Raw genomic sequence first — 12661 nt, 5'->3', positions numbered from 1 at the left:
TTGTATTAACGGGAAGCCTTGTATATCAAATATATGCCTACCAGTGTACCCACTATGTTAGGTATCCAGGCTGCTATAAATGGGGCAATCGCTCCGCCCTGACCTAATGCGGTTGAGACGGTCAGTACTGCATAGTACATGAAGATGATGATGATACTCAAGCCAAGACCGATAGAGGAGCTCGAGCGGTTAGGTGACAGTCCCAGGGGTGTTCCGATCAGCGCAAAGACAAAGCTCGCCATCGGAATGGCTACCCGTTGGTGCAGTTCGACCTCATAGTTGCTGGTTTTTGCGTATTCTTTTTTCAAAACAGCAATCGTCTGCTTCAGTTCCTTCATTGACATTTCATCAGGCTTTTTTTGCTCGCGGGATATAGCTTTAGGTTCTTTGTTGATCGGCATAACTTGCTCTGTAAATTTGAGGGTGCGGCCCACCTTGCCATCAGACGACAGGTCAGTGATTGTGCCGTTGTACATAATCCAGCGGTCAGTCGTCCATACGGCGGTCTCGGCATTTTCTACCCTGACAAGCTTGCCGGCTTCAAACTCCTGGACAGATACTTTATTCATAGTGTTGGTATCTGACATAAAGTTCTGCGCATAGGTCAAGCGCTCTATCTGGCCTGCTTTAACGTCTTTGACAATAATGTGCTCTTGTGATTTTGGGCGGGTATTTTTTTCGATCTCATAGCGCACAATGTTACTATAACCAGCGTTAGCAGCAGGCACAACCTCTTCGTTAAGCACGATGGCGGCAAGGCTGACAACGAAGGCCGTAATCATCACAGGTACAGCCAGCCGGTAGAAACTAAGACCGCCTGATCTCATGGCTGTTATTTCGCTTGAACCAGACAGACGACCAAACGATAGCAGCGCAGCCAACAGCATGGACATCGGAAAAGTGAGGACAATAATCCCAGGCAGACTGTAGAAAAACAGCTTAGTTACGGTGGGGATGGATGCGCCATATTTAGTTACATATTGGGCAATTCTAAAGAGTGTGCTGGTGCCAATAAAAACACTGGAAAAGGCAGCTATGCCGAAAAAGAAGGGCCCCAGCAGCTCTTTGAGAATATATTTGTCAAGTATACGCATGGAAGTCTCCCTTACAAGCTGAAGTTGTGGCCGAGGTAGTACTGTTTCGCGACTTCACTGTTGGCAATGGTGTCGCTGTCGCCAGCAATGAGGATTTGACCTTCGTTAAGAATATAGGCTTTATCAACAATACTTAGGGTTTCTCTAACGTTATGGTCGGTAATGAGCACACCGATGCCACGCTCTTTGAGATAGCTGATAATGGCCTGAATGTCAGCTACGGCAATCGGGTCAACACCAGCAAACGGCTCATCTAAGAGAATGAAGGCCGGATCAGTCGCCAGCGCACGCGCAATCTCGACCCGGCGGCGTTCGCCACCTGATAATTCAGAGCCGTAGCGTTTACGCACATGGGCTACGTGGAATTCTTCGAGCAGGCTTTCCATCTTGGTTTTGGCTTCAAGCTTACTCAGCTTGGTTGTTTCTAAGATGGCCATAAGGTTGTCTTCTACTGTGAGTTTGCGGAAAATAGACGCTTCCTGCGGTAAATAGCCGATGCCATAGCGTGAACGCCTGTACATGGGCATATGCGTGATTTCTTCGCCGTTAATGAAGATCTGGCCGCTATTGGGTCGCTCAAGGCCGACAATCATGTAGAAGGTAGTTGTTTTCCCCGCGCCGTTGGCACCTAGAAGGCCAACGATCTGTCCCTGGTCTACACGCAGGCTGACACCGTTTACTACATTACGGGTTTTAAAGGTTTTTATCAAATCGCGGGTTTCGATATACATATCGCAAATATCCTCGCTGCTAGTAAGAGTTTGTGGAAAGAATCTATTGCGGAGTAATGATAAGTTTCGTGCGACCGCCTTGTCCCTGCGCATCCATAGCCTTTTCGTCAAGACGCAGTGTCAGTGTTTCACCTGTCAGGATGTTGCCGTCCTGGACGGCGTGCGCATTGCCGTTTAAGATAACTTTACTCTGGCCTTTGGGTTCACCATAGTAGGTGGCCGTATTAGCCGTTGCATCCAGTTTACGCACCGAGCTGACAATATGGACTGACCCGGTACCGGTAGCGCTATTTTCGGCAATGAAGGCTTCGATTTTGTCAGCAGTCATGGTACCGTCAGGCATTTCAATTCTCCCGTTTTCGGGTACCAAGGCATATTGGGTATCGGAAAAATACTCTATCCTGGGACCGGTAAGACGCTTATCCCCTTTTGTCAGGATGGCATCACCGATAGCAATTAGCTGGGTATTGTTTTTGTATGTCTTTACTTCAGCAGCACTCAGAGTAGTATCTTCTTTAACTGCCGTTACGCCACCAGTAAGATGACCCTCTTGGCTTTTGGTATTATACCGGGCTTTTGCACCAGTCATCACGGCTTGGCCTTGGGTGATACGAACGGTACCACTGGCAAGCATAATACCACTGGCAGAGTCATAGTCAATTGAATCAGCCACAATCTCGACAGGAGTTTTGGCAACAGGCTCTGGTGCAGCCATGGTGATCAGACTGCCTGCGCTAAAAACTATAGCAGTCATAACTGTTAGTAAAGCATTTTTTCTCATTGTGTCATCCCTCCTGTGATTACCTTGGCTTTACCGAAGACTTTGACTTTTTCCATTTTGGCGTCTGTTATGATATTGTCACCCGTAATAATGGTACCATTCCGGGTCAGCGACACACCACCTGTGCCGGTAAACCCCTGGGGTTCTCCAGACCATCGGGCTTCAGCCGCAGTAAATACTGCTCCATCACTTGCTGTGGCTTTGACATCACCTTGCATGGAAATATCATGGGTTTTGGTATCAAGGGTGGCACGTTTGGCAATAATATCAATCTTACTGCCGTTGTCCTGATAGAATATACCTTTAAGGTTGTTAAGATAAACTACTTTTCCATTCACATCGGCCTCAATTGTCTCAGCGCTTAGTTCCCACAATTTTTTCCCATCCTGCTCTTCAACAATGGAGCTGCCGGCAAAAGTAATGTTAGCAGGCTGAACTGGGGCTGCCTGCGGGTCTGTTGATGCATCGCCTGAGGTCCCCCCCCAGAAGAGATAATAGAGCCCCCCAGCCAGGATAAGTACCGCACACGCAATACCTACATACATTTTTTTTGTCAAGGAGACTTCACCTCAGTATTCCAGCGCTTTTTAAACCACAACCATTCATCAGGGTAGTTTTTGACTGCTGATTCAATGATTTTGGTCATACGTTCAGTCAGGTTATATAGATCGGCATCAGGGTTGCCGGTATCTTCATAGTAAATAGGCGGTTGCAGTAGGATGCGGTGAGTACCGTCAGGGTTTCGGACAATAAAGCCAGGTACAACAGGTGACTTAAACTTGCGGGCAAAAACGGCTGGCCCAAGATGAGTTGCCGCCGGTTTGCCTAAAAAGTCAATAAATACCCCTTCATGGCCGGCGTCCTGGTCGGCGAAAAACGCCAAGAGCTTGCCCTTCTTTAGGGCTTTGGCAGCTCCTATTATTTCGCTTGTACCGCTGGCAAAGATTTCTATACCGAACATTTGGCGTTGTTCGTTCAATATACGGGTATGTTGGTCGTTTGGCTGGCGTTTCACGATGTCAGCCACCGGAAAGCCTTCCAGAGCCAAGGCTGCGCCGAACCATTCCCAGTTGCCAAGATGGCCTGTCAGAAACACAACGCCTTTTTGCTGTGCTAAAGCTTCTGTGAGGTAATGGCGGTTTTCAAAGGTAACATAGCGTTTGAAGTTTTCTCGGGTCAAAGCAGGCATATGGAGGACTTCGAGAAAAGTCTGTCCCAGCTTGAGAAACGAGTTTTGGATTATTGTTTCAGCTTCAGTTTGAGGTAAATCGAGACGCTCTTTGATCTGTTTAAGTGCACGGTTACGCTGCTTTCTAGCCACACGGTAGTAGAGACGTCCGAGCAGTCTGCCGGTAGCGAGTATCACTGAGTGCGGCAGCAGGCACACCAAGCGGCTGGCCAGTTTCCATATGTGATATTGCCATTCATTTGACATGTGTCTGCTCCTTTCTTGGTTGTGGGATTAGTGTCTACTGATTAAGCGAAAACCGATCTGTTCTCATATACTCGGCAATAATACCATCCCATAAGCCTTGCGCTTTTAAAATATATTCAACGATATCACGAACAGCGCCGTTACCGCCTTGGCGGGTTGAGATGTATTTAGCCACTGCCTGTACTTCGGGCACGGCATTGGCAACAGCGCACGGCAGGCCGACTTGTACCATGACGGGAAGATCATTAATGTCATCGCCGACATAGGCAATCTGATCTAATGCAATTTCATGTTTAGCCATGAGTTCGCGCAGCGCAATGACCTTGTCCATAGCGCCTTGATATACATCGCCGATTTTGAGTTCGGCACCGCGGCGGCGGACGATTTCGCTTTCGCGTCCGGTGATGATTGCCGTCTTTATCCCTGCCTTGTGGGCAAGGGAAATCCCCATACCATCCTGACAGTGAAAGGCTTTTAGGGCTTCGCCGTCCTGGCTAAAGATAATATGCCCGCCGGTCAATACACCATCAACATCAAAGATGAGTAGTTTGACCTTTTTTGCACATGAGACACTATCCATTATACCACTCCTTGACGCAATAAGTCAGTAAGGTGAATAATGCCAATCGCCCGAAACTGGCTGTCAACTACTGGCAGCAGGGTGATGGGGCGTGGTTTGTTCTTTTCCATGATATTTAAAGCATGGGCGGCCAGCTTATCTTTAGTGATTGTTCGTGGCTTTCTGGTCATCAGTTCAGCAACAGGTTTATCTAAGAATTCATGTCCTTTTTCCAGACTGCGGCGGATATCACCGTCAGTTAGGAGACCTAGTAATAGCATGGTATCCAGGCTATCCACAACGACTACCGCGCCAAGACCGTGGGCTGTTATGGCAAAGAGGGCTTCTTTTACTGTTTTGTCTGGTGATACTACAGGCATATCCTCACCGCTATGCATTACATTTTCCACAGTCAGCAAGAGTTTGCGGCCTAATGCTCCGCCCGGATGGTATAGAGCAAACTCTTCAGGAGTAAAGTTACGGGCTGACAGTAAAGCAACAGCCAGCGCATCTCCCATTGCCAGGGTTGCTGTTGTACTGGCTGTGGGTGCTAACCCTAACGGGCAAGCCTCCTTCTCTACACCTACATTAAGAAAAACATCAGCGTTTTGCACAAGGGTGGATTGTTCGCGGCCTGTCATGGCAATAATGGGGGCGCCAATCCGTTTCAGTGTAGGCAAAATACTGATGATCTCATTGGTTTCACCACTGTTAGAGATCGCTAAGATGATATCACCTGCAGTTACCATACCAAGATCGCCATGAATGCCTTCAGCCGGATGAAGAAAAAAGGCCGGCGTACCTGTGCTGGCCAAAGTTGCGGCAATTTTTTTCCCAATAAGTCCGGATTTGCCCATGCCGGTAACTACTACACGGCCTGAGCAATTTAGGACCATCCCCATCGCAGCAGCAAACTGATCATTGATCCGCGGAATCAGTGCACGGATGGCGTCGGCTTCAAGTTCTAAGCAGGCACGGGCATGTTCGATAGGCATTAGAACCCCTCCCTATTTATGTTTCTTAACTACATGATCAATGGCTAATACATCTTTCAGCAGATCTTCCAGCTTGTCTACATACAGCATATTACAAGCATCAGACTTGCCTTCGGGTGGGTTATCATGGACTTCCATGAACAGCATGTCAATACCGGCCGCTGTTGCCGACCTTGTCAGATAGGGGACAAATTCTCTCTGTCCGCTTGAGCTGGTCCCTGCACCGCCAGGCAATTGGACACTATGGGTGGCATCGAATACCACAGGATAGCCAAGTGACCGCATAATTGGCAGTGAGCGGAAATCTACTACCAGGTTATTATAGCCGAAGGTTGCGCCGCGTTCTGTCAGTAAAATATTGTGGTTGCCCGCTTCTTCGATCTTGGTAATCACGTTTTTCATATCAAGCGGTGCTAAAAACTGGCCTTTTTTCACATTGATGACCTTACCTGTCCGGGCTGCCTGATAAACGAGGTCAGTCTGGCGACAGAGAAAAGCCGGTATCTGGAGGATGTCGAGCACCTCGGCTGCTTCGTCAATCTGAGTAATGCAATGGATGTCGCTGACTACCGGCACTCCCAGTTCTTTTTTGATATGTGCAAGGATACTCAGGCCTTCTTTAAGTCCAGGCCCGCGGAAGGAGTTGTATGCTGAGCGATTGGCTTTGTCATAGGATGCTTTGAAAATATAGGGGATGTTGAGACGATCAGCAATTTCTTTGATGGCTCGGCCAATTTTCAGGGTGCGTTCAGGCTCTTCAATAACACAAGGTCCGGCAATCAGGGTAATGGGGTTTTGCGCACCTACTGTGATATTTTGAATTTGTACTGTATTCATAGAATCGGCCTCCTGATTTTTTATTTGTAAAGCAATCTTATTTCTTACCTAAATTCTTAAAGTAGGCGTTGACCTTCTCTAACTCTTCCGGCGTGTCAACACCGATGGATTTAAAATCAGTCTTAAGCACTTTAATTTTGTATCCATGCTCAAGCGCTCTAAGCTGTTCCAACGACTCGGTCAATTCAAGCGGCGTTGGCTGCAAGGCGGCGTAGTTAAGCAGGAAGTCCCGCCTGTAGGCATAAATGCCGATATGTTTATAGACTGGCAGCGAACCGCCAGGCAGCTTGTTATTCCTCGGATAGGGCAATAAGGAACGCGAAAAATAGAGTGCATAGCCTTCCAAACTTGTCACAACCTTGACGGCGCTGGCCAGGTTGTATTCTTCTTTGTCCATCTCGGTCATAAGAGTTGCCATATTTAGCTCTGGCTGACCGTCAAACGCACTGGCTAATAGGTCTATGATCTCAGGCGCAATCAACGGTTCATCACCCTGAACATTGATAATTATATCTGCATCAGGATATTTACCAGCGACTTCGGCCAAACGGTCAGTGCCTGTCAGGTGATCAGGTGAAGTCATGACTACATCCCCGCCAAACTCTTTAACCGCAAGATAGACCAACTCATGATCGGTCGCTACCAGCACGGTTTCAGGGCGGTTTGCTTGTTTGGCCCGTTCGTACACATGCTGAATCATTGGTTTACCGGCAATCATAGCCAAAGGCTTTCCTGGCAAACGCGTCGATGAGTAGCGTGCCGGAATTACACACAAGATTTTCATCAAGATAACCCCCAATATTAGGAACCTGGATTTGTCACATTCTTTATCATGTCCATAAGTTCGGCATAACTGTCATGAAACCTGACTTCAATGGACAGAACATACACCGGCAGCGGCCGTTCAGAATGAATAAACTCGGAAGGAATTTTAACAGCATCTTTGTCCGTAGTAATCAGTGCCTTTACCTTATTATCAACGGCCTTTTGCATAATCCACTGCATCTCAGCCATAGTATAGTTGTGATGGTCTGGAAACTGCACAGCATCAATTACCGTGCCCCCCAGATCAGTGATCGTCTTTTCAAAAGATGACGGGTTGCCAATGGCCGAGAACGGCAAAACAGAGTGGCCTTGAATACTGTCAAGTGGTACTGTTTCTGGACGGACACCCTTATACCACTCTTCAATTTCGATAAAACACCGGGGTGTGTGGGTGCTTTCGACAACCAACGCTTGCTCGTTATACCTGGCTAATGTTTCCCTGATGGTCTCCCGTACGTTACCTGTCGACTGATCAATTTTGGTTAAAAGAAATGCATGAGCTCTGTCTAAGTTTGTGAGCGGTTCCCGCAGCGTGCCCCGCGGCAGCAAGAAGTTGTTGCCAAAGACGTTAAGGGTATCAATAAGCACAATATCAAGATCGCGCTTAAGCTGCCAATGCTGATAGGCATCATCAAGAATAACTACCTCTGCGTTCAGGTTATTAACGGCATAACTACCAGTAAGGAAACGGTTACGACCTATGATTACCGGTACTCCTGGCAAATTTTTGGCAAGGAGATAGGCTTCGTCGCCGGCCTCGGTCACTGTCATGTAAATTTTGTTGCCGTCAGACACGACACCAACCTGCCCCTTCCAGCCAGACCGATAGCCTCTATTGAGAATGGCCACCCTGTATCCCATGTCTCTGATGATGGCCGCAAGGCGTTGAGCCGTTGGGGTTTTTCCTGTGCCACCTACTGTGATGTTGCCCAAACTAATCACCTTGCAGGGCAGTCTGTGACATTCCAGTATACCTAACCGGTACATGCCAAGTTTTATCGAGACGCCAAGGCCATAGATGAAAGACATGGCGCGGAGTATGCCAAGCAGCACGGCTGCCCAGAACCCGTGCTTTTCGCCGTGCACTAATTTATAGAGATATACTTGGAGCGCTTCACGCTGATGCATCATATAGTGTTCCGCCTTTTCGCCTTTCTGTCCTTAGTGGGTTTGCGACAACCCACAAGTTTGCAGTACTTCTTTTAGATGTAAAGCGCTTTTACGGGAAGCGCCCTGATTTTCATTGATAATTAACAAGGCTTCTTCGCCCATCTTCCGGGCTTTTTCAGGGTTGTTTAACAGGGTAAGTATGGTTTGGGCCACGCTGGAACTGTCGCTGACGGTAAGACAGGCGCCCCGTTCAGATAGCATGGCATAGGTATCTTTAAAGTTAAACATATGCGGCCCAATGAGAATGGGCTTACCGTGAGCAGCCGGTTCAAGGATATTATGCCCACCGCGTGGAACTAGGCTGCCTCCAATGTAAACTATATTGGCGACACCATAAATCTTCCCCAATTCGCCAATGGTGTCGATAATAATCATGTTGTGCGTGTCTGAGCTTAGCTCTTCTGCCAGCATTGTCCGCCTGACAGGCGTAAATTTATGCTTAATCGCCAGTTCAATAAGCTCTCCAGCCCTCAGTATATCGCGTGGAGCGACAATGAACTGTGCGTCCGGAAATTTTGCAATAACTTGACTAAAGGCTGTAAACAGCAGGTCTTCTTCACCCTTATGCGTACTGCCTGCTACGATAATTGCCCCTGCTTGGTTTAGCTGTAGGGCCTGATATAGTTTTTTCTTTTCTGTACCATCCATTGCAGTATAACTTTGGTCAAATTTAGTATTGCCTGTTACAACGACCCGCTCAGACTTGGCGCCAAGCTGGGTAATATATTGGGCATCAATGTCAGATTGCATACAAAATTTCACAATGGTATCAAGCATATCTTTAAGAACACTCCTGAAATACGAGTAGCGGCCCAGACTTTTTTCGCTAATCCGGCCGTTGACCATCATTACAGGTATATTCAAGTCTCTGGCAGCTTTCAGGAAGTTCGGCCATAGCTCGGTTTCGACAAGTAAAAACACGCGCGGACGAATCTTGGTAATCACACTACGGCTGAGGTAGGGAAGGTCAAGCGGAAAAAAGATGATGCCATTGGCTTCAGGGATGATTCGTTTTGCCATATCATAGCCTGCTGCAGTAACGACAGATACCAAGATTGGCATCTCAGGCAGCTCACGCCGGATCTCCCTAAGAATCGGACTGGCCGCAACAATTTCACCGACTGAGGCAGCATGCAGCCAAATGGCGTCTTTACCTGCCAGCCGCTTCATTGTTGCCTCAGGCAGCCAACCAAGACTTTGCTTCAAACGCTCGGCAAAGCCTCTCTCATGGATGCTCCTTACGATAAACACGGGGATGGCCAGGATTACGAGTAGAACTGCCAGGATGTTGTAAATAAGATACATGTCGATACCTCTTTATCGGAATTCCACAAAACCATGTTGGTAAAGGTGGCATTTACTTATCAGCAAACTGGACTTGGTATAACTTGCTGTACAGTCCACCAGCAGCTACTAGCTCAGTGTGGGAACCGCGTTCGATTATGCGTCCTTTTTCCATTACGAGGATGGTGTCTGCACGTTGTACTGTTGATAGACGGTGGGCGATAACGAAGGATGTGCGGCCAACCATCAATTTGTCAAGCGCTTCCTGTACCAATTTTTCGCTCTCGGCATCCAGAGCAGAGGTCGCTTCATCCAAAATAAGCACCCGGGGGTCTTTGAGAATGGCTCTGGCAATGGCGACGCGCTGGCGTTGTCCACCTGATAGTTTGGAACCACGTTCACCGATTTGGGTATTATACTGCTCAGGCATCGCCATGATGAAATCATGGGCGTTAGCCGCTTTGGCAGCAGCAATGATTTCTTCTTTGCCGGCATCCAAATCGCCATACAATATGTTATCATAGACCGAGCCATTAAATAGGACTGTTTCTTGTGGCACAATGCCAATTTGCTCCCGTAACGACTTCAGTGTAACTGTCTTAATGTCATAGCCGTCAATAGCTATCAGGCCGCTTTCCGGATTGTAAAAGCGGGGTATAAGGTTGGCGATGGTTGTTTTGCCTGCGCCGCTTGGCCCAACAATGGCAATCATTTGCCCAGCTTCAGCGACAAGCGATACATCAGCAAGCGCCACTTCTCCAGGTTTATAGGAGAAATTCACGTGGTCAAAGGCTACCCGGCCAGTAATGGGCGGTAAAGCCTTGGCACCAGGCATGTCTTGAATCTCGGGTTCGGTATCTAACACGTCAAACACCCGTTGGGCAGCGGCAAGCGCCCGTTGGATATTGCCATACACGCGGCTTAAGCGTTTAATCGGGTTTGTAATGTTAACCACATAAATCAAAAAGGCAATCAGTGAGCCGGCAGTAAGGCTGCCATTAATGACTTCACGTCCACCATACCAAATGATAATGGTAACGCCAATAGCTCCTAAGAATTCAACAATTGGCGTTAAGGTAGCACTCAACTGAGCTGTCTTCATCTGTGCCCGGAAGTTTGAGTAGTTTTCCCGGCTAAAGCGGCTTATTTCATAGTCTTCGCGAACAAAGGATTTGATGACCCGCACAGCCGAGATTGTCTCCTGCAGGACCGAGGTGATGTCAGCCGCCCGCTCCTGAGTTACGCGACTGGCAGTTCTCAGACGTTTGCCAAAAATACTGATAGCCTGAGCCACCAGCGGCAGCGTAATAAATGTCAGTAATGATAGCTTCCAATGGATGTAGAACATAGCCCCCATTGAGCCAATAAGTACTGCTGATTCTGTTACAAGCTCAATAACGCTTTCCACAAGCGCGTTTTGGAGAGCTGCCACATCATTGGTTATGTAGCTCATAATACTGCCTGTCTGGCGTTTCTCATAATAAGACAGCGACAGACGCTGGAGATGGCGGTATACCGACTCACGAATATCAATAACTACTCTCTGTCCGATATAGGACATTAAATAGGTCTGCCCAAAAAAGAAAAACCCGCGCAATAAAAACACGGCCACAATCCCAATCGCGATCGTGTTCAGCATCTGTAGATCTTTGGCTGCCAGCACATCGTCAATCACATTTTGAATAATCCAGGGAATGAAGAGGTTGGCGGCAGACGCTACCAGAATACAGATAACTGCGACAATAAACCTGGGCAAATAAGGTCTAATATAGTTTAACAGACGTAAGTAGAGTTTCATTTAGGTACCTCACGTGCTCCGCGGGACGCTACTTCTAGTATGACCTCAGCCACTCTTTTTACCGCACCGGTTTGCCCAAGCTTCTCTTTTACCTCAGCTAAATCTGCCAGTGCTTGTTCCCGCACGGCTGCATCTGTGAGAAGTTTTAGCGTCTCAGCAGCAATCGCGGCTGGGTTTGCTGCGTCTTGTATCAGCTCAGGCACAATCCTGCGTCCGGCAATAATATTCGGCAAACCTATATTGGGTATTTTAACCAGTAATTTACCTAGCAGGTAGGTCAGTGCTGCCATTTTATATATGATAACAGTAGGCGCCCCCATTAGCGAAGTCTCAAGTGTAGCTGTTCCTGACGCAGCTATAGCAGCATCAGACAAGCCCATTAAGTCATAGGTATAGTCAGTTGTCAGGGTCACCTTCACACTATGTCTGTCAAGAATATTTTGTAGCATTTCCCGGGAAATTGTCGAGGCAACCGGCAGGAAAAACTGGCAGTTAGGCAGCTTTTCGACAACTACCTGACAAGCCTCCAACATAACCGGCAAGAGCTTGATAATCTCCTGCTGACGGCTGCCTGGCATTAAGAGCACTACCGGCTCATCAGGACGGACGTTAAAGTACCGGTACGCCTCTTCTTGCGTGAGCGCCGGTTTTACGATATCTGCCATGGGGTGACCCACGAAAGTAACATCTGCGCCAGCGGCACGGTAGACGTCAGCCTCAAACGGAAATATGGCTGCAATCTTGTCCACCAGCTTGGCCACTTCTTTGGCCCGGCCGCGCCGCCAAGCCCAGGCTGAGGGGCTAATATAAGACACTACCGGAATACCCTTTGCTTTTGCAATTTTTGCCAGCCTTACATTGAAGTCTGCGTAATCAATAATAACAAGCGCATCAGGGCGTTCTATGTCCATGAGCGCTGCGAGGTTATCTCTTAGTTCAAACAGTTTGCCGAGGTTTTTGATGACCTCAACAAAACCAATGACTCCCAGACCGGCTATGTCATAGTTAATATTAACACCAGCCGCCTGCATTGCCCTGCCGCCCATGCCAAAGAGTTCAATATCCGGCTGTAATAGTTTCAGGGCACCTGCTACACTGGCACCATGGAGATCGCCAGATGCTTCACCGACTGAGAGCATAATTTTCATGGTA

The 12661-nt window shown here is 48.0% G+C and carries 13 protein-coding genes; all 13 read right to left on the bottom strand.

Going from position 1 to position 12661, the window contains the following annotated elements; translation table 11 throughout:
* Positions 1-5 precede the first annotated feature (5 nt).
* Genes B9A22_RS02570 through lpxB form a run of 13 tightly spaced genes read right to left on the bottom strand, consistent with a single transcriptional unit; the run spans position 6 to position 12657 of the window.
* Positions 6-1094, bottom strand: a complete 1089-nt coding sequence (locus B9A22_RS02570) for an LptF/LptG family permease (protein WP_084574040.1) — start codon at positions 1092-1094, stop codon at positions 6-8.
* Positions 1095-1105: 11 nt separating this feature from the next.
* Entirely contained in the window at positions 1106-1825 is a 720-nt protein-coding gene (gene lptB, locus B9A22_RS02565) for an LPS export ABC transporter ATP-binding protein (protein WP_084574039.1), read from the bottom strand.
* Between the two features lie 43 nt (positions 1826-1868).
* Positions 1869-2606 carry an LptA/OstA family protein gene (locus B9A22_RS02560; RefSeq protein WP_084574038.1) on the bottom strand — a complete coding sequence of 246 codons (738 nt, stop codon included), beginning with the start codon at positions 2604-2606 and terminating at the stop codon, positions 1869-1871.
* Positions 2603-3163 (bottom strand): LPS export ABC transporter periplasmic protein LptC, encoded by a 561-nt coding sequence (gene lptC, locus B9A22_RS02555; protein ID WP_084574037.1) that lies wholly within the window; start codon positions 3161-3163, stop codon positions 2603-2605. The genes B9A22_RS02560 and lptC overlap by 4 nt, the downstream gene beginning before the upstream one ends.
* Positions 3160-4041 carry a lysophospholipid acyltransferase family protein gene (locus B9A22_RS02550; protein WP_084574036.1) on the bottom strand — a complete coding sequence of 294 codons (882 nt, stop codon included), beginning with the start codon at positions 4039-4041 and terminating at the stop codon, positions 3160-3162. The genes lptC and B9A22_RS02550 overlap by 4 nt, the downstream gene beginning before the upstream one ends.
* A 34-nt stretch (positions 4042-4075) precedes the next feature.
* Positions 4076-4621 carry a KdsC family phosphatase gene (locus B9A22_RS02545; RefSeq protein WP_084574035.1) on the bottom strand — a complete coding sequence of 182 codons (546 nt, stop codon included), beginning with the start codon at positions 4619-4621 and terminating at the stop codon, positions 4076-4078.
* Positions 4621-5595, bottom strand: coding sequence for a KpsF/GutQ family sugar-phosphate isomerase (locus B9A22_RS02540; RefSeq protein ID WP_084574034.1), 975 nt, complete (start codon positions 5593-5595; stop codon positions 4621-4623). Before B9A22_RS02540 ends, B9A22_RS02545 begins: the two co-directional genes overlap by 1 nt.
* A 12-nt stretch (positions 5596-5607) precedes the next feature.
* Complete coding sequence (gene kdsA / locus B9A22_RS02535; RefSeq protein ID WP_084574033.1) at positions 5608-6432, bottom strand: 3-deoxy-8-phosphooctulonate synthase; 825 nt, start codon at positions 6430-6432, stop codon at positions 5608-5610.
* Positions 6433-6469: 37 nt separating this feature from the next.
* On the bottom strand, positions 6470-7216 hold the full coding sequence (gene kdsB / locus B9A22_RS02530) for a 3-deoxy-manno-octulosonate cytidylyltransferase (protein ID WP_084574032.1): 747 nt from the start codon (positions 7214-7216) through the stop codon (positions 6470-6472).
* A gap of 17 nt (positions 7217-7233) precedes the next feature.
* Positions 7234-8388, bottom strand: coding sequence for a tetraacyldisaccharide 4'-kinase (gene lpxK, locus B9A22_RS02525; RefSeq protein WP_245823762.1), 1155 nt, complete (start codon positions 8386-8388; stop codon positions 7234-7236).
* Positions 8389-8418: 30 nt separating this feature from the next.
* Positions 8419-9732, bottom strand: a complete 1314-nt coding sequence (locus B9A22_RS02520; RefSeq protein WP_084574031.1) for a 3-deoxy-D-manno-octulosonic acid transferase — start codon at positions 9730-9732, stop codon at positions 8419-8421.
* A 52-nt stretch (positions 9733-9784) separates the two neighbouring features.
* The gene (gene msbA, locus B9A22_RS02515; RefSeq protein WP_084574030.1) at positions 9785-11509 is read right to left on the bottom strand and encodes a lipid A export permease/ATP-binding protein MsbA; all 1725 of its coding nucleotides are present in this window, start codon (positions 11507-11509) and stop codon (positions 9785-9787) included.
* A complete protein-coding gene (lpxB, locus tag B9A22_RS02510; protein ID WP_084574029.1) occupies positions 11506-12657 on the bottom strand; it encodes a lipid-A-disaccharide synthase in 1152 nt (383 codons plus the stop codon). The genes msbA and lpxB overlap by 4 nt, the downstream gene beginning before the upstream one ends.
* Positions 12658-12661: the final 4 nt, after the last annotated feature.

The sequence above is a fragment of the Sporomusa malonica genome (genome assembly GCF_900176355.1).
Classification (GTDB): Bacteria; Bacillota; Negativicutes; order Sporomusales; family Sporomusaceae; genus Sporomusa; species Sporomusa malonica.
This window is presented reverse-complemented; position numbering and strand designations above follow the sequence as displayed.